The 15,540-nt window shown below is 66.5% G+C and carries 19 protein-coding genes; 4 read left to right on the top strand and 15 right to left on the bottom strand.

Annotated elements, in window-relative coordinates; all coding sequences use genetic code 11:
* Position 1 precedes the first annotated feature (1 nt).
* Positions 2-1,780, bottom strand: a complete 1,779-nt coding sequence (locus ToN1_RS21085) for an FAD-dependent oxidoreductase (protein WP_169208079.1) — start codon at positions 1,778-1,780, stop codon at positions 2-4.
* 303 nt (positions 1,781-2,083) lie between these two features.
* Here ToN1_RS21085 and ToN1_RS21080 point away from each other — a divergent pair, with 303 nt between their 5' ends.
* Positions 2,084-2,359 carry a PepSY domain-containing protein gene (locus tag ToN1_RS21080; protein WP_169208078.1) on the top strand — a complete coding sequence of 92 codons (276 nt, stop codon included), beginning with the start codon at positions 2,084-2,086 and terminating at the stop codon, positions 2,357-2,359.
* A 33-nt stretch (positions 2,360-2,392) separates the two neighbouring features.
* On the opposite strand, the gene ToN1_RS21075 is transcribed toward ToN1_RS21080, so the two are convergent.
* The 3 genes from ToN1_RS21075 to ToN1_RS21065 form a co-directional block, all read right to left on the bottom strand.
* Positions 2,393-3,466 (bottom strand): MBL fold metallo-hydrolase, encoded by a 1,074-nt coding sequence (locus ToN1_RS21075; RefSeq protein ID WP_210147886.1) that lies wholly within the window; start codon positions 3,464-3,466, stop codon positions 2,393-2,395.
* Between the two features lie 122 nt (positions 3,467-3,588).
* Entirely contained in the window at positions 3,589-4,083 is a 495-nt protein-coding gene (locus ToN1_RS21070) for a hypothetical protein (protein WP_244860847.1), read from the bottom strand.
* 112 nt (positions 4,084-4,195) lie between these two features.
* Positions 4,196-4,684 carry a hypothetical protein gene (locus tag ToN1_RS21065; RefSeq protein WP_169208077.1) on the bottom strand — a complete coding sequence of 163 codons (489 nt, stop codon included), beginning with the start codon at positions 4,682-4,684 and terminating at the stop codon, positions 4,196-4,198.
* A 143-nt stretch (positions 4,685-4,827) separates the two neighbouring features.
* Here ToN1_RS21065 and ToN1_RS21060 point away from each other — a divergent pair, with 143 nt between their 5' ends.
* Together ToN1_RS21060 and ToN1_RS21055 are read left to right on the top strand one after the other, a co-directional pair.
* Positions 4,828-5,493: an SOS response-associated peptidase gene (locus tag ToN1_RS21060; RefSeq protein ID WP_169208076.1), complete on the top strand. Its 666-nt coding sequence runs from the start codon at positions 4,828-4,830 to the stop codon at positions 5,491-5,493.
* Between the two features lie 90 nt (positions 5,494-5,583).
* The gene (locus ToN1_RS21055; RefSeq protein ID WP_169208075.1) at positions 5,584-6,006 is read left to right on the top strand and encodes a CBS domain-containing protein; all 423 of its coding nucleotides are present in this window, start codon (positions 5,584-5,586) and stop codon (positions 6,004-6,006) included.
* 54 nt (positions 6,007-6,060) lie between these two features.
* Here ToN1_RS21055 and ToN1_RS21050 read toward each other — a convergent pair whose 3' ends face one another.
* The 6 genes from ToN1_RS21050 to ToN1_RS24850 form a co-directional block, all read right to left on the bottom strand.
* The gene (locus ToN1_RS21050; RefSeq protein WP_169208074.1) at positions 6,061-6,642 is read right to left on the bottom strand and encodes a hemerythrin domain-containing protein; all 582 of its coding nucleotides are present in this window, start codon (positions 6,640-6,642) and stop codon (positions 6,061-6,063) included.
* A 16-nt stretch (positions 6,643-6,658) separates the two neighbouring features.
* A complete protein-coding gene (locus ToN1_RS21045) occupies positions 6,659-7,195 on the bottom strand; it encodes an ABC transporter ATP-binding protein (RefSeq protein WP_169208073.1) in 537 nt (178 codons plus the stop codon).
* Positions 7,188-7,703, bottom strand: coding sequence for an ABC transporter ATP-binding protein C-terminal domain-containing protein (locus ToN1_RS21040; protein ID WP_169208072.1), 516 nt, complete (start codon positions 7,701-7,703; stop codon positions 7,188-7,190). Before ToN1_RS21040 ends, ToN1_RS21045 begins: the two co-directional genes overlap by 8 nt.
* Positions 7,704-7,778: 75 nt before the next feature.
* Complete coding sequence (locus tag ToN1_RS21035; RefSeq protein ID WP_210147885.1) at positions 7,779-8,114, bottom strand: ABC transporter substrate-binding protein; 336 nt, start codon at positions 8,112-8,114, stop codon at positions 7,779-7,781.
* A 190-nt stretch (positions 8,115-8,304) separates the two neighbouring features.
* Positions 8,305-8,631: an ABC transporter substrate-binding protein gene (locus ToN1_RS21030; RefSeq protein WP_210147884.1), complete on the bottom strand. Its 327-nt coding sequence runs from the start codon at positions 8,629-8,631 to the stop codon at positions 8,305-8,307.
* Positions 8,632-8,655: 24 nt separating this feature from the next.
* Complete coding sequence (locus tag ToN1_RS24850; protein ID WP_244860846.1) at positions 8,656-8,787, bottom strand: ABC transporter substrate-binding protein; 132 nt, start codon at positions 8,785-8,787, stop codon at positions 8,656-8,658.
* Between the two features lie 297 nt (positions 8,788-9,084).
* Between ToN1_RS24850 and ToN1_RS21025 the strand changes: the two genes are divergently transcribed.
* Positions 9,085-9,642, top strand: coding sequence for a LysR substrate-binding domain-containing protein (locus ToN1_RS21025; RefSeq protein ID WP_342344173.1), 558 nt, complete (start codon positions 9,085-9,087; stop codon positions 9,640-9,642).
* Here the strand turns inward: ToN1_RS21025 and ToN1_RS21020 are convergent.
* From ToN1_RS21020 to nhaR, 5 genes are all read right to left on the bottom strand, one after another.
* Positions 9,639-10,478, bottom strand: a complete 840-nt coding sequence (locus ToN1_RS21020; RefSeq protein ID WP_169208071.1) for a Rossmann-like domain-containing protein — start codon at positions 10,476-10,478, stop codon at positions 9,639-9,641. The two genes, ToN1_RS21025 and ToN1_RS21020, sit on opposite strands and share 4 nt — an antisense overlap.
* Positions 10,475-12,055, bottom strand: a complete 1,581-nt coding sequence (locus ToN1_RS21015; protein ID WP_169208070.1) for a VWA domain-containing protein — start codon at positions 12,053-12,055, stop codon at positions 10,475-10,477. Before ToN1_RS21015 ends, ToN1_RS21020 begins: the two co-directional genes overlap by 4 nt.
* Before the next feature lie 6 nt (positions 12,056-12,061).
* Positions 12,062-13,483, bottom strand: coding sequence for an AAA family ATPase (locus ToN1_RS21010; RefSeq protein ID WP_169208069.1), 1,422 nt, complete (start codon positions 13,481-13,483; stop codon positions 12,062-12,064).
* Between the two features lie 66 nt (positions 13,484-13,549).
* Complete coding sequence (locus tag ToN1_RS21005) at positions 13,550-14,455, bottom strand: YihY/virulence factor BrkB family protein (protein ID WP_169208068.1); 906 nt, start codon at positions 14,453-14,455, stop codon at positions 13,550-13,552.
* 90 nt (positions 14,456-14,545) lie between these two features.
* Entirely contained in the window at positions 14,546-15,439 is an 894-nt protein-coding gene (gene nhaR, locus ToN1_RS21000) for a transcriptional activator NhaR (RefSeq protein ID WP_169208067.1), read from the bottom strand.
* Between the last annotated feature and the right edge of the window lie 101 nt (positions 15,440-15,540).

Below are 15,540 nucleotides of genomic sequence, written 5' to 3'. Positions count from 1 at the left end.
CTCAAACCTCCGCGCCGGCTTGCGCGATGTTCACCTCGAATTTCTGCATGTCCCAGGCGCCCGTGGGACAACGCTCCGCACACATGCCGCAGTGCAGGCAGACGTTCTCGTCCTTGACCATCACGCGCCCGGTCTTCAGCCCCTCGGCAAGGTACAGCGCCTGCTCCGGGTTGCGCGACGGCGCCTTGAGGCGGCCGCGCAGCTCTTCTTCCTCGCCGTTGCGCGTGAAGGTGATGCATTCGGTCGGACAGATATCCACGCAGGCGTCGCATTCGATGCACAGCTTGGGTTTAAACACGGTCGCGACGTCGCAGTTGAGGCAGCGGGCCGTCTCCGCGCAGGCGAGCTTGAAATCGTAGCCGAGCTCGAACTCCGACTTGATGTCCTTGAGCGCTTCCTCGATCGACCGCACCGGCACCTTGCGGCGCGCGTCTTCGGACACCTGGTTGTCGTAACTCCACTCGTGGATGCCCATCTTCTGGCTCACGAGGTTCATCGTCGCCGGCGGCCGGTCTGTCAGCGGCAGCTTGCGGCAGTAGAGGTCGATCGAAATCGCCGCCTCATGGCCCTGCGCGACCGCGGTGATGATGTTCTTCGGCCCGAGCGCCGCATCGCCGCCGAAAAACACGCGCGGCAGCGTCGATTGCAGGGTTTGCGCATTGAGTACCGGCAGACCCCAGCGGTCGAAGTCGAGGCCGATGTCGCGCTCGATCCACGGGAAGGCGTTCTCCTGGCCGATGGCGATCAGGACGTCGTCGCATTCCATATGCACGTCCGGCTCGCCGGTCGGCACCAGCGAACGGCGGCCCTGGTCGTCGTATTCGGCGCGCACCTTCTCGAACAGCACGCCGGTGAGGCGCCCGTTGCCGTGCGTGAAGGCCTTCTGCACGAGGTAGTTGTGGATGGGGATGCCTTCGTGGACGGCGTCCTCCTTCTCCCACGGCGAGGCCTTCATCTCCTCGAAGCCGCTGCGCACCACCACCCGCACATCCTCGCCGCCGAGGCGGCGTGCCGAGCGACAACAGTCCATCGCGGTGTTGCCACCGCCGAGCACGATCACGCGCTTGCCGATCGAGGTGACATGGCCGAAGGCGACGTTCGCAAGCCAGTCGATGCCGACGTGGATGTGCGCCGCGGCCTGGTTGCGTCCCGGCAGGTCGGCGTCGCGCCCGCGAGGCGCGCCTGTGCCAACGAAGACGGCATCCCAGTCCTGCGCCAGCACTTCGCGCAGACTGCCGATCCAGTGATTGCGGCGCAGTTCGACGCCCAGTTCCTCGATGTAGCCACATTCCTCATCGATGACGCTGTCGGGCAGGCGGAACTTCGGGATCTGGCTGCGCATCATGCCGCCGGGCGAAGAACCGCTATCGAAGACCGTGACCTGATAGCCCTGCACCGCGAGGTCGCGCGCCACCGTCAGCGAAGCCGGCCCGCCGCCGATGCAGGCGATGCGCTTGCCGTTCTTCTTCTCGGGCGGCCGCGGCAGGCGGTCGCGGATGTCGTCCTTGAAGTCGGCCGCGACACGCTTGAGGCGACAGATCGCGACCGGCTCCTTGTCGACGCGCCCGCGTCGACAAGCCGGCTCGCACGGACGGTCGCACACCCGTCCGAGAATCCCCGGAAAGACGTTCGAGCGCCAGTTGATCATGTAGGCAGTGGAGAAATCACCCGCGGCAATCTGCCGGATGTACTCGGGCACGGGCGTGTGGGCCGGACAGGCCCACTGACAGTCGACGACCTTGTGCAGGTAATCGGGGTTGCTGATGTCGGTCGGTTTCAAGTGCGTCCTTCCTGTCTCGGGAAAAGCGTGCGTATGAACGCGCCAATCGCTACATGCATCATTGTGCACAAACTGCACTCAAATGCACGCTGCAGTGCAACATGCATCCTCCGATTCCATGCGCGCTGAGCAATCGTACATTTTTCGGACATCCGCTGCGTCGTGCCTGCGTGACTTGTCGCATTTTCGGACGAGTTGCAGGCGGTCCCGGCCACGCGCTACCGACTTCAGGAGCGGTTCACCTTCACTTTTGCAGAATGTGTCCCATGCCACCCCGGCATGCATCGGAAACAGGAGACAGTCATGAACGTCCGTCACTTCACCCTCGCCGCCGCCGCCCTGCTGATCGGAACCAGCGCTTTCGCCGACCCGAATTGCACGGCCGCCACGAAGGATCCGCAGCCGGCCGCAAATTCGATGCGCACCCTGGTCGATGCCGGTTTCAAGTTCCAGCGCGCCAAGGTCACGAAGGGCAATTGCTACGAACTGAAAGGCACGAATACCGTCGGCGACCGCGTCGAGATCTATCTGAACCCGGCCGACGGCACCAACGTCAAGACCGAGACGAAGAAGCTTTGAGGTCCGCGAGGCAGGGCGGCGCATTCGATCGCATCACGCCGCCCCACCCTCGACAGCGCATCCCTCGGCACGCCACCGCAGCATCCCCCCGGCGAGGTTGGCCACTTCGCTGAAACCCGCCCGCTGCAGCATCACGACCGCCTGCGCGGAGCGCGTGCCCGAGCGACACACGGCCACCACAGGCCGCCCGGCGTCTATGTCGCCGCTGCGGGCGGCAAGCTGGTCGAGCGGAATCAGCCTCGCTCCCCTGATGTGACCCAGCGAGCCGTCGAACTCTTCGGGCTGCCGGACGTCGATGACCTGGACACGCTCGCCCGCCTCCTCCAGCACATGGGGCTGGATCTCCCAGATGCCGCCGAAGGTGAAGGTCAGCGCAGCCCAATGGGGATCGCCCGCGTCCGCCAGCCCCTCCGCAGGTTGGCCGCAATTCAGGTTGGCCGGGACGGCGACGTCGATCTTCTTCGGGTGCGGAAGCCCCAGGTTCTTCATGTAGCCGGCGAAGTCGCCGACGCTGCTGTCGCCCCCGAGGCGCGGGTTCCAGGCGCGCTCCTCGTCCACGCTCGTGACGGTGAGGCCGCGGTAGTCGTGCGCCGGATACAGCAGGCAATTGCCCGGCAGCGGGAAAATCTGCTCATGCACGGAGCGGTACATCGTCGCGGCATCCCCCTGCTGGAAGTCGGTGCGGCCGCAGCCGCGGATCAGCAGACAGTCGCCGGTGAAGGCCATCGACTGGTCGTCGAGCACGTAGGTGAGGCAGCCGTTGGTGTGTCCGGGCGTCGCGCGCACCTCGAGGTAGCGTTCGCCGAACACCACGCGATCGTCGTGCTCGAGCAGCCGATCGGCACCTTTCGCGCCGCCATGGCACGACAGCGCGATGCGGCTTCCGGTCCGATCCCGCAGCAGCCAAGCCCCAGTCACGTGATCCGCATGCACATGCGTTTCGAGCGTCCAGCGCAATTGCAGGCCCAGCTCATACAGCAGGGCAGCATCGCGCCGCGTCTGCTCGAAGACCGGGTCGATGAGAACCGCTTCGCCGCTCAGTCGGTCGCCCAGCAGGTAAGTGTAGGTTGAAGACGACGCGTCGAAGAGTTGCCTGAAGATCAGCATCCTGTTTCCTCCCCGCAAATTTTCTTGTGCGCCGCAAATGTTACGCCGCGGACATCGCTTTCGATCTCCGCGGCGAGGGGAGGTTCAGGCTGCCGCCCTGATCAACCAGGCGGCACCCGCGCTCAGTGCCCGGCCTTGACGGGCTTCCAGCCCGGATGGTCGAAGTATTGGCCGTAGCTGTTGAGGGCATTCACGATATGCACGACGCCCTTGCTGCGGTCATCGACGACCTTCTTTCCGCCCACTACTTCGGCCCCATCGGACAGCTCCGCGATCACGTTGTGCAGGACTGCGTCGGCCTCGGGCGCGAGCTTGCAGTTGCCGACGATATAGGCGAGTTGCTCGTCCACTGCCTTGCCCATCGTCTCGTACTGCGCTGTCGTGAAGCGGCCGCCGTGGATCGCGTGCAGCTTGGGCTCGACACTTGCGCGGATCTTCGTCATCCCTTCGCGCAGCGGCGCATCGGTCTGCCATTTGCTGCCCGCATTGAGCTTGAGCGCGGGCGTGTTGGCGTCGTGCTTGTGCGCGTCCGCGGCAATCGCCTGCGGCACGCCCGCCAGCGTTGCGGCGGCGAGCGCGCAGGAGATGAACAGTGCTTTTGCCGATACAGTCTTCATGATTCGGTTTCTCCTCGACTTTCATGGTTGAGTTGCGCGGCGTCCTGCCGCTTGAATGCTGCGTGCGCGCTCGAGATGTCGAGCGCGCACGCAAGATGGCGCGGCGAGTGTGTCACTGCGCCGAAACTTCGAGTGTCTCGTCCAGCGCACGCCATCCGGGATGGGTAAACATCGTCCCGTACAGATTGAGTGCCTGGACCACCTTAAGGAGCCCCATGCGGCGCGCATCGGGATGGGCGGCCCGCTGCATCAGCGCGATGCCATCAGCCATCTCGACGAGCAGGGCGTACAGGTGGCGCGAACCGACGTCATCCTGCGTGCAGCACGCGATCATTCCGGCAACGCGCGCTTCCATCGCGCGCCCCAGTTGGGCGAGTCGCACCGCATCCGTCGCTCCCTGCGGGCGGAGCGACGCGCTGACAACGATGCTTTCGCGCATGGCGTCGATGCCGACTCGCACCCGTTCATCGGGGCGCCAATTGCGGGCGGCTTCGGCGGTAAGCGGCGCAGGATTCGATGAAACGAGTGTGGCGGCGGACGCGGCCGTCGAGCCGAGAGCGAGCAGTGCGACGACGACCAGCGTGTCCAGAGTCTGACGCATGGAATGAACTCCTGAATAAGTGACCGGACACCACTCTAGGACCCTAAAGATGAACAATTTCTGAATGAAATCGGACACGACCTCGTCGGGGCGTTCGGACGTATGATGTTTTGGTGAATTCCGGCGGACAGCAGGAGGTCGGCATGTGCGGTCGCTACGCCCTTTACGGGCCTCATTCACGCCTGCGAGAACAGTTCGGAGTCGAGCTGCCACCCGACTGGGATGAGCACTACAACATTGCCCCGAGTCAGTGGGCCCCGCTTATCGTTGCGGCGACCGACGGCGCTCCCGAACTCGTGATGGCTCGATGGGGGCTTCTGCCGAGCTGGGTCAAGGAGCCGGGAAAGGTCCCGCAACCGATCAATGCCAAGCTGGAAACGGCTGCGGAACGCCCGATGTTCCGCCACGCGTTCGCACACCGGCGTGCGCTGGTTCCGGCATCGGGTTTCTACGAGTGGGCCGTGACCCCGAACGGCAAACAGCCTTACTACATCCGTCCGCGCGAAGGGAACTTCTTCGGCCTCGGCGGCTTGCTCGAGCACTGGACCGGGCCGGATGGCCCCGTCTTCACCTTTGCGGTGCTGACCACTGCAGCGAACGAGACGATGACGCCGATCCACGACCGCATGCCGGTGATCATCGAACCGGAGGCCTATCGGGCATGGCTGGACCCGACCCTCCGCGACCCCGCCCTGATACACGAGATCGCTTCCCCCTGCCCGTCCGACGCCATGCTCGCGTGCAGGGTCGGGCGCTCCGTCGGCAATCCGCGCTCGCAAGGTCCGGAACTCATCGAGCCACTCGAATGAAATCTTCCAGGCATCTGGCCGCCTGGTCGCGCTTTAGCTGCTAGATTGAATTAGCAGGGGCATTCATCGGCCAGAGAACAGGAGGACTCCATGACGAACCGTTGCATTTCGGAGATCGTTCAGGAACAGGATCCGCTGATGCTGCCCCCCGACGCGTCGGTCGCGCTGGCGTGCGAGAAGATGTGCGAACGCCATCTCGGTGCAGTGCTGGTCGCCGATCGGGAAAATCACCTGCTGGGGATTTTCACCGGACGTGACGCGGTGCGCATGCTGGGGCAGGGTTGTGATGCCAAGCACACGCCTCTCGCTGCCGTGATGACGTCGCACCCGGCGACGATAGCGCCCGACGCCCATGCGATCGACGCATTGCGCCTGATGAGTGACGGAGGCTTCCGCCATCTTCCGGTCGTCGTCAATGGCAGGGTGAAGGCGATCGTCGCGCGCTCGGACTTCGAGGGCCTGGAGCTGGATCGCTTCGAGGAAGAGAAGTCCCTGTGGGAGCACATCGCCTGATTGCGGAACGTGGCGACAGGCCGGCAGCGCTTGCAGACTACCGGCCGCGGGGAGTCATGCTTCCGTTGCCCCCGCACCGACACCGTACGGCGCGGGCACCATCGTGACGATGCGCGAGAAGAGCGCGCGGAACTCACCGGTCGGACCCGACCAGGGATTCTTGTTCGCCTCGAAGGCGGCGTCGATCTCCGCCCAGTCCTCTGGTGCAAGCCCCTTGCGCGCCGCCGGCAGCAGCTCGGTTTCCTCGCGGCTGAGGTGGCGCCGCGAGGCTTCGAGGTAGGTGCGTGCGGTCGCTTCGAACCCGGCGAAGGCCGCGGGGCCGATCCCTTGGTAGGGGACGAGTGCGCCACGCAACGCGGCCGTCCAGCGCGCGCCTTCGGCGTGGTCGGCTTCGAGCTGATCGAGGAGCGGCGCGATCCCGGGGAGGCGTTCACGCATCTTCACGAAGAGGTAATCATCTTCCTTCGGGTGGTGCAGCTTGTCGGGTACCTGCGTGATGTACTCGATTATTGCTGCCAGGAGCGCGAAATCGGGTTCGAAGCGTCCATCGCGGATACCGTCGAGCACAAAGCCGAGGGCTTGCAGTACAGCGCCAAGGGCGCGGTGTTCGTCATGGATGATGTCCAGCGCTTTCATGGGTTCGTCCTCGTGTTCAGTGCGCCGCGACGCCGAGCCAGCTGTCGAGCAGTTCGCGGTCGTTGCGCAGGGTGGCGCTGTCGCCCAGATACACGGCGCGGCCGCGTTCGAGCACCAGCGCGCGGCCCATCGCGAGCATCTGCTGCTCGCCGCCCGAGAGCTCGTTGCCCATGTTCGTACGGCGTTCCTTCAGGCGCGGGAACATCTCGTAGACGCGCTGCAGGTTCCAGTGGCCGGGCGTGGCGACGACGGTGAGGTTCTCCTCGACGGTGAGCGACGGGAAGATGTCGCGTTCCTGAGGTACCCAGCCGAGGCCGCGGTGGGCGCGGGAGTGGGCAGGGACAATCGCGAGATCCTCGTTATTGAAGCGCAGCGAGCCGGAATGCCGGCGTGCGGCGCCCATTAGCGTCGACAGCAACGTCGTCTTGCCCATGCCGTTGCGCCCCAGGAGTGCAAGGCTGTCGCCTTCGCCGAGACTGAAGGAGATGTCCTCCAGCACCACCGCGTCGCAGTAACCGGCGCGCACGTTTTCGAGTTTCAGCAGCTCAGACACTGATCGCCTCTCCCAGATAGACTTCCTTGACCTTCGGATTGCTGGCGATCTCTTCAGGCGTGCCGCCCGTGAGAAGCGCCCCGCTGACCAGCACGGAAATACAGTCGGCAAAGCGGAAGACGAGATCCATGTCGTGCTCGATGAGCAGGATCGTCACCTCGCGCGGCAGCGCGGCGATCGTTTCGAAGAGCTCGCGGCTCTCCGAGGTCGGCACGCCGGCCGCGGGTTCGTCGAGGAGCAGCACGCGCGGCTTCATCGCGAGCGCGAGCGCGATCAGGCGCTGCCTGCCGTAGGCGAGGTTGCGCGTCTTTTCGTGCGCGAGATCGAGCAGGCGCAGCGTCGCGAGCAGCTGCGCCGCCTCGTCGACCGCTTCGGCGTAGGCGCCCAGCATCGCGAAGGCACCATGGGCGAGGTTGACGAAGTTCATCAGACCGAGCGTGACCGAGAGGCCGACGCTGATCAGGAACAGCAACATCCCCGAGGCGATGCCGTCGAAAATGACGGTCATGGGAGTCTCCTGTTGCAGTGTTTCCGTGGGATTCGAGCCGCGGAGGAAGGCATCGCGCCCTCCCCCGTCGGGTGCTTACTGCTTGCCCGGATCGCGCAGATCCGCGACCTTGTCGATCTCGACGTTCTGCAGCTTGCCGGCGGCCTTCTCGACCTTGCGGATGTAGATCGTCTGCACGATGTCGCGGGTTTGCGCGTCGATCGCGATCTTGCCGCGCGGGCTCTGCCAGCACATGCCCTTCGCCGCCGCGACGAACTTCTCGCCGCTCGCATCGCCGCCGGTCTTCTCCAGCGTCTTCGCGATCAGTTGCATGCCGTCGTAACCGCTCACCGACATGTAGTTCCGACGATCCTTCGGATAGGCCTTGTAGTAGGCCTGGACATAGGCCTTGTTCTCCGGCGAATCACGCACTTCCGAGTACTGCAGCGAATTGATGATGCCAAGCGCGTTGTCGCCGACCGCGTCGAGGAGTCCTCCTCGGTGAGGTCGCCCGTCGCGATCACGCGGATGCCCGACTTGGCGAGATCACGCTCGGCAAAGCCCTTCATGAAGGCCACCGTCTGCTCGCCCGGCGGCACGAACAGGAAGACGGCATCCGGCTTCACGTCCTTGATTTTCTGCAGGAAGAGGCGAAGTCCGGGTCCTTCACCGGCGTGCGGACCTCGCCAACGATCTCGCCCCCGGCGGCCCCGAAGGTCTTCTTGAACTGCGCCTCGGCATCGTGACCGGGGCCATAGTCCGCGACCAGCGTGTAGACCTTGCGGACCTTGTTCTTGGCCGCCGAGTCGGCGACCGGCGCGGTGATCTGCGGCAGGGTATGCGACACGCGCAGGATGTAGTCCGATTTGGTCGTGACGGCGGACGCGGCGGCGTTCATGACGATCAGCTCCACCTTGCGCCCACCGAGCGTGTCACCGTTCTGCTTCATGTCGAGACGCGCGCCGTTCTCGATCTACTTCCCGTCGGAGGCGAAGGGGCCCGACATCGGCAGCACCATGCCGATCTTCAGGGGCTCGGCGGCAACAGCCGTATTGGCAGCGGCCAGTGCGACAATGATCGCGGCGGCGGATTTTCTGAATTCCATGGTTGATCTCCTCATCTCTCTCGTGGGGATCGGGGACGCACGGTCCCCGCCTTGTTCTAGGTGTGTTGCATCAGGTTTTCGGCGCGTCCGGCTGCATCACGGGAGCAGCGCGTCGAAACGCGTCCAATTCGTTGCAGGCACGGTCGACCGCGACGATATTGGGATACGGCGACAGATCGACCTTGAACCGACGCGCGCTCTCCACCTGCGGGATCACATACACGTCGGCGAGCGTCGGCGCGTTGCCGAAGCAAAACGCCCCGCGCGACTTGTCGGCTTCGCGCGACGGCGCCGGGCATCCGCATCGAGATCGCCCCGCTGGACGACGACACCGGACGCAAGCTGGAGTCGGGCGAAGCCGATCTCGCGGTCGGTTTCATTCCGGGCCTGGAGGCCGGCTTCTACCAGCAGGCGCTGTTCCGCCAGCGCTACGTGTGTCTCGCGAGCGCCGACCACCCCCGCATCCACGGCGGATTGACGCTGGAGCAGTTCGAGGCCGAAGACCATGCGGTATTCGGCACCAGCGGCACCGGTCACCACGTCATCGAGCAGGAGATCGCCCGCCAGAACATCAAGCGCCGCATCGTGCTCGACATCCCGAACTTTCTCGGCGCCGCCTTCGTGGTCGAGCACACCGACCTGCTGATGATCGTGCCGCGCCGGCTGGGCGAGCTGCTGCGCGACCGCGGCGACTTCAGCGTCCTGCCGGTCCCCTTCCCGCTACCCGATTACACGATCAAGCAGCACTGCCACGCGCGCTTCCACCACGACCCGGGCAATCGCTGGCTGCGGGGCCTGATCGCGGAGCTGATGTCGGAGGCGGGCGCGCGCCCGACGCCCGCCGAAGCGACCTAGATCGTCGCGAGCAGCGCCTCGAAGCCCGGATACGCGTCCGCCGCGATGGCGCACTTGCGCGCGTAGTCGCCACGCTCGCGCCCGTTGCGCAGCGCATCAACGAAACCCTCGCGATCCTGCACCCAGGTCCCACCCACGAGCGTCACGCCGCGGGCGAACAAGGCATCCGGCAGGCAGCCCGCGCTCGGTCCGATCATCGCGAACCAGCGCGCGTCGCGACAGAAGCCCAGCATGTGGTCAAGGGTGTCGTTCAGCAGCAGCGTGCTCGTCGACAGCACTTTGCCGCACCCCGCCAGCTCCGCCGGATCGAGCGTCACGCGATAGCCGTCCCGGTCGCCCGCGAGTTCCGCCTTGAGCTCCACGACGGTGAGCTCGGCGCCAGACTTCAGGATGCGGCCGATGAGCGGCGTGAATAGGCCTATCATGCCGATGCGCTCGCCCGGTTGCGGGTCCAGTCCGCCGATCGAGTCGGCGCTGGTATCCGGCCGGTAGCCGGCGCGGTCGAAGAAGCAGCGCGTGAGCGCGTTCGCGGCGGCGAAGCCGAGCGTGCGCCGGATGCCGCTGCCCGTCGCGTAGGCACGCGCGAGATCGAGCGCATCGGCGCCCGCGAGCGCAAAGCCGCCCTCCCCCTCGCGCATGCGTTCCAACGTGTCGTCGAGCAGCACGTACGAGAGCCCCAGCGAACCGTCGTCGAGCTCCAGCGCGCAGAATTCGCCGCGATCGCCGGGCAAGGGGGCGTCCCCGGCCGGCGGCAGATGCAGCGCGCGCACCCGCGGCAGAGGTCCGCGCGCGGCGAAGCGTTCGAGCTGTGCGAGGTAGGTTTCTGCAAAATTCATGTGGAATTCTCCGTCTGAGGATCGCCCCGGTGCCGACCCGCGCGCACTGCGAGGGAGGCCGTCGCCCCGGAGATCGTGGCATCGCGGTTCGCCTGCGTGCGCAGCGCCCCGGGGAAGAAGCGCGCGGTGAGGCTGTTCGAATCGAGCGGCGACTCCGTGTCGACGCCCCCGTAGCGGCGCCAGTCGCGCACCCAGAAGATGTCGTCGGCCACTTCGAGAAAACCGATCGTCTCGCGGTCGCCCACCAGCACGCCCTGCACACGCAGTCCGCGCTCGTCACACATCGACCGCAGGCGTGCGGCAACTTCGGGCGTCGCCCCGAACTCGCCGTCGGACATGATCACCAGGTCGGCCTGCTGCCAGCGCCCCTCCTCGAGCTTCGCCAGCGCTGCCTCGATCGGCGCGCACACGTCGGTGCCGCCGCGAAACGCCTGGCCGAGGAATCGCGCCAACCGCCCGATCCCGTCCGCGTCGACCGGCAGCGTCATCCCGACAATTTCGCCTGGACCGCCGAAGCTGAACACGTGGCACGCCCGCTTCTGCGCGTGGGCCGTGCGCACCGCCTCCAGCACCGCCGCCTTGGCGACCGCCTCGGCGCCGCCGCGCATCGACCCGGAGGTGTCGACGCACAGCAGCATCGGCCCCATCTCGAGGCGCTTCCGCGGCTGCGGACGCGGAGTCGGACGCTGCACCACCTCCTCGTGCCGACGGATCTCCTGCATGCGGTCATCGTCCTCGTAACACAGCAGCGTCCGCTCCGCACGTCGGGCGTGCCACACGAGGCGCAGGCGCGGGTGACCGAGCAGCATCGCCTCGGCCGGCAGCATGCGTGCAACACGATCGGCGCGATGGATCCCGCGCGTCTCGCCCGGCATGTCGGGAACGCGCACGGTGCTGCGTTCCGCGCGATGGGCGATTGCCTCCTCGGTCACCAACTCCGTGACGCGCCCGGCCTCGTCCGGTTCATCCGTCTCCGCTGCGCGCCCGAGGCGCCGGATGAGATCCGCGAGTTCGGGCAGGCGCTCGAGCAACCGCCGGATGCGCATCACCTCCTGCCAGCCCTCGCTGCGCAACAGCCCGCGGATGCGGTCCCAGCGCGTGCTCTTGGCGTCGTCGGGGATCATGCCAAAGACGTCGGCTAGTTCGTCCATGTCGCCGCAACGCTCCTGCCAGTCGGCGGCAAAGGCGTCGACGGCCATCGCGACCGCCGTCGCCTCGTCCGCGCCACGATCGAGGTAATCGACGATGAAGTCGACATGGAAGAGGAGGCTCATCAGCACGGTGTCGGTGAGTTCCCCCTCGTCCCGGCAGTAGCGCGCGAGGTCGAGTGCCCGCATCGCCTCGGCCAGCCCGCGCGCAATGGCGGGAGGCGGCCAGCGCCACCCTTCGAACGGCGGCAGCTCGCCGGCAAGGAGCGCCGCGCGCAGCTCCGCGAGCGCGGCGAGCCGCGCCTCAACGCTGCCCTGCGCGTTCGTGAGCCCGCCCAGCCACAGCCCGCGCACCAGCCCGTCCAGCGCCGCGAGCCGGTTTTCCTGCAACGCGAAGAGCAGCGGCGCGGGCCAGGCGACGGCGTTCATGCGCGTTCAGGCGGCGGGAAGCGGCTCATGTGCGACCGGCGCCGGAACCTCGCCGCCCTCGCCCGCCGGCAAGCGCGGCAGCGATTCGAACCCCGTGCGCGCGTCGACGATCCTTTCGCGCAGGTCCGCAAGCACCCGCGCTGTCCCCGCAAGACTCTCGTCCGCGCGCCCCGCGAGCGCCGCGTCCGGCCACAGGCTTCGGACACGATAGTCGGCCAGGTCGCGACGCAGCGCGTCGAGCTCCGCCACATAGGCATCGAGCCGCAGGACCAGCTCATCGATCTGCCGCGTGCGCGCGCCGATATGCGCCGGGCCGTATCGGCGCTGCCGCGTGTGCGTCAGACGCAGCGCCTGCGCCCCGCCCTTGGCGTCGCCGATCTCATCGGCGAGGTCGGTCGCGGAGAAGCGCAACCGGCCGCTCTCGTCGTAGTCGAGGTCGTTCGCGTTGCGTTCGGCCTGCAACTGCGCCTCGAAGGCCTCGACGATGCGCGTGACGCGCGGCGGTGCGAACGCCTCGCGTACCCCCAGCCGCGCGCACAGCCAGTCGCAGAGCGCGGCCTGGCGTGGCGCATCCGGCGCCGTGCACCACGGCAGCAGCAAGAGATCCCACAAGGACACGGCGCGCCGTCCCTCGCTCGCCGCGGCGATGCGCAACAGGCGCGCCGCCTTCACCCAGCGGCGATCCGACACATACACCTGCGCGGCGCGCAGATGCGCGCGCAGCTCGGCGAACATCGCCGTCACCTCGGCCGGCAGCGCCACCTGTCCCGCCGCAGCGTCGAGCGCGGCAAGATCGTCTGCACCGAGCGCCTCGACGGACGCCGGCGCCTGCCAGGCCCGCGACGGATCGCCCCCCAGCAGCGCTGCGAAGCCTTCGGCACTCACCGGCACCACCGTCACCCGCAGCAGGAAGCGGTCGAAGAAAGCCTCCGCGACCTCGTCCTCGGGCACCTCGTTCGTTGCCCCGATCGCACTGATCAGCGGACAACGCTGACGACCCGCCCCGTTGTCGAACTCGCGTTCATTGAGCAGCGTCAGCAGCGCATTGAGGATGGCGCTGTTCGCCTTGAACACCTCGTCGATGAAGGCGATCGACGCGTCGGGCAGGAAGCCGGCGGTATGCCGCTCATAGCGATCCTGCTCGAGCGCCTGGATCGAAAGGGGTCCGAACAGCTCCTCTGGAACCGAGAAGCGCGTCAGCAGCCGCTCGAAATAACGTCCATCGCGGAAGGCCAGATGCAGCCGGCGCGCGAGCTCGCTCTTTGCCGTGCCCGGCGGCCCGATCAGCAGCGTGTGTTCGCCCGCGAGTGCCGCAAGCAGCACAAGGCGCACGACGTGGGAACGCTCAACGAGCCCGCGCTCGAGCGCCGCGACGAGGCCGGCGAGACGGTCGTGAAGGTCCGGGACGGATGGGCGATCGACGGGCATTTGATAATGTTAGCGCGCCCCGTGAGCCGGCGAATTGATCCCCGCAAAGTTTTCAGGTCCGCAGCCTCACTCGTCCTGCATCAGCTCGCGATGCACGCGCACGGCGGTTACCCGCGGCAAGATGACCCGCCCGCGTGCCTCCACATTGGCACGCGTGAACGCGGCCCCCAGCAGCAGGATCAGCGACGAGTAGTTCACCCACATCAGCAGGAGGACTAGCGAACCTGCAGCGCCATAGGTCGATGCCGTCGCCGTCGTCGATAAATACAGGGCGATAAGACTGCGCCCCACCGCGAACAAGAGCGCTGTGACCAGCGCCCCGAGCCACACATCGCGCCAGCGCAGCACCACGTCCGGCAGCACGCGGAAGATGGTCGCGAACAACAAGGTCACGACAAACAGCGACACCCCCCAATCCAGCAGCAGCAGCAGGGGTGGGGGGATCGGCACCCAATCGCTCGCAAACTCGACCACCGCCCGCACCGCCACGCTCAGCAGCAGCGACACCAGCAGCACGAAGCCGATCGCCAGCACGATCGTCATCGACAGCAGGCGCCCCTTCACGTAGATGAAAATGCTGCTGCGCGTCGGTCGCGGTGCCACGCACCAGATCGCATTGAGCGCGGTCTGCATCTGCCCGAACACGGTCGTCGCGCCGAAAAGCATCGCACCGAAGCCCGCGAGGGTCGGCAGGATTCCGCTCTGCTGGATGCGGCTGGCCTTGACCGCCGTCTGCACCGCCTGTGCCGCCTGGGGGCCGATCGCGGCCTCCAGCTGCTGCGCCATCTGGCCCTGCGCCGCCGACTCGCCCAGCACCAGGCCGACGATCGTCACCGCCACGATCACGACAGGGGCCACCGAGAACACCGTGAAGAAGGCGAGCGCCGCCGCGTGCACGAACACCTGGGCATCCAGCCACAGTCGCACGGTCCTCTTCAGCACCGCCATCCAGTAACGCACCCAGTTGCTCATCGTCGCGGCTCCCGTTCGATGATCCCTTTTAGCCCATGTGGATAGGGACGACAAGCGGGCCGATCATCGCACCCCCACCGATTCGGGCGCTCATGCAGTGGCATGTTCCGCGCCTGCGAGCAGGCTGCGGATCACCGGATGATCGACCTTGCGCTGCGCCGAGATCGCGTAGAAATGCTCGACCACGTCCGGGCAGCGTCCCAGCAGCGCCAGGCCGCGCGAGCGCGTGAACTCGTCCGACGAGAGCTCCGGCGCAGGAAATGCCCCAAGCCCGCTCTCGCCGAAGGTCGCCAGCAGCGCGCTATCCTCGAATTCGCCGACGATGCGCGGACGAATGCCGTGACGCGCCAGCCAGTCGTCCAGGCGGCTGCGCACTGCCGAGTCCGGCGTCGGCAACAGCAGGGGCAACTCGGCGAGGCATGCCGGAAAGTCGCGTTCGATTTTCGCGGCGATGTCGGCCCGCACATACCACGCGACCGACGACTTGCCGAGCCGGTGGCTAAACACGCGCAGGTTCGGATTCGCCGGAGCTGGCCGGTCGGCCAGCACGACATCCAGACGATGCAGCGCCAGATCGGCGAGAAGGTCATCGAAATCGCCTTCCTGGCACTGCAAGCGGAGATTGGGCGTCTGCACCGCCGGCTGCAGCAGGTGTCGCACCGCGGGCTTCGGCAATGCATCGGCAATCCCGACCGCGAGACGCACTCCCTGCGAGTTCGCCGCCTCCTGCACGGCGGCAGGCAAGGCTTCGCCCAGCTGGAAGATCTGCTCCGCATAGTGTGCTGCCGTCGCACCCGCCTCGGTGAGCTCGATTCCCCGCCCTACCGACTTGAACAGTGCGTAACCGAGCGAACGTTCCAACTCTCGCACCTGGGTACTGACCGTCTGCACCGCCATCTCGAGCCGCTCTGCGGCCCGCGCAATCCCGCCTTCCTTCGCGACGACCCAGAAGTAATATAGGTGACGATAGTTGAGCGGCTGCATTGAACTTCCTTTTTTTCTGACTAAACGTACTTTAAATTCATCTTCATCCGAAGTGCAAGTGTCAGTATCCTGCGCCCATCGCATGCACCCTCCGGTGCAGC

This window comes from Aromatoleum petrolei (genome assembly GCF_017894385.1).
Lineage (GTDB): Bacteria > Pseudomonadota > Gammaproteobacteria > Burkholderiales > Rhodocyclaceae > Aromatoleum > Aromatoleum petrolei.
The sequence above is the reverse complement of the archived record's forward strand: the minus strand, read 5'-3'. Positions and strand labels throughout refer to the sequence as shown.

Bases quoted from the DNA above. Each gene is read 5' to 3' on its own strand.
- ToN1_RS21080 (WP_169208078.1), top strand. From the start codon at position 2,084: ATGAACGTCCGTCACTTCACCCTCGCCGCCGCCGCCCTGCTGATCGGA.
- ToN1_RS21075 (WP_210147886.1), bottom strand. From the start codon at position 3,466: ATGCTGATCTTCAGGCAACTCTTCGACGCGTCGTCTTCAACCTACACT.
- ToN1_RS21070 (WP_244860847.1), bottom strand. From the start codon at position 4,083: ATGAAGACTGTATCGGCAAAAGCACTGTTCATCTCCTGCGCGCTCGCC.
- ToN1_RS21065 (WP_169208077.1), bottom strand. From the start codon at position 4,684: ATGCGTCAGACTCTGGACACGCTGGTCGTCGTCGCACTGCTCGCTCTC.
- ToN1_RS21060 (WP_169208076.1), top strand. From the start codon at position 4,828: ATGTGCGGTCGCTACGCCCTTTACGGGCCTCATTCACGCCTGCGAGAA.
- ToN1_RS21055 (WP_169208075.1), top strand. From the start codon at position 5,584: ATGACGAACCGTTGCATTTCGGAGATCGTTCAGGAACAGGATCCGCTG.
- ToN1_RS21050 (WP_169208074.1), bottom strand. From the start codon at position 6,642: ATGAAAGCGCTGGACATCATCCATGACGAACACCGCGCCCTTGGCGCT.
- ToN1_RS21040 (WP_169208072.1), bottom strand. From the start codon at position 7,703: ATGACCGTCATTTTCGACGGCATCGCCTCGGGGATGTTGCTGTTCCTG.
- ToN1_RS21030 (WP_210147884.1), bottom strand. From the start codon at position 8,631: ATGAAGCAGAACGGTGACACGCTCGGTGGGCGCAAGGTGGAGCTGATC.
- ToN1_RS24850 (WP_244860846.1), bottom strand. From the start codon at position 8,787: ATGGAATTCAGAAAATCCGCCGCCGCGATCATTGTCGCACTGGCCGCT.
- ToN1_RS21020 (WP_169208071.1), bottom strand. From the start codon at position 10,478: ATGAATTTTGCAGAAACCTACCTCGCACAGCTCGAACGCTTCGCCGCG.
- ToN1_RS21015 (WP_169208070.1), bottom strand. From the start codon at position 12,055: ATGAACGCCGTCGCCTGGCCCGCGCCGCTGCTCTTCGCGTTGCAGGAA.
- ToN1_RS21010 (WP_169208069.1), bottom strand. From the start codon at position 13,483: ATGCCCGTCGATCGCCCATCCGTCCCGGACCTTCACGACCGTCTCGCC.
- ToN1_RS21005 (WP_169208068.1), bottom strand. From the start codon at position 14,455: ATGAGCAACTGGGTGCGTTACTGGATGGCGGTGCTGAAGAGGACCGTG.
- nhaR (WP_169208067.1), bottom strand. From the start codon at position 15,439: ATGCAGCCGCTCAACTATCGTCACCTATATTACTTCTGGGTCGTCGCG.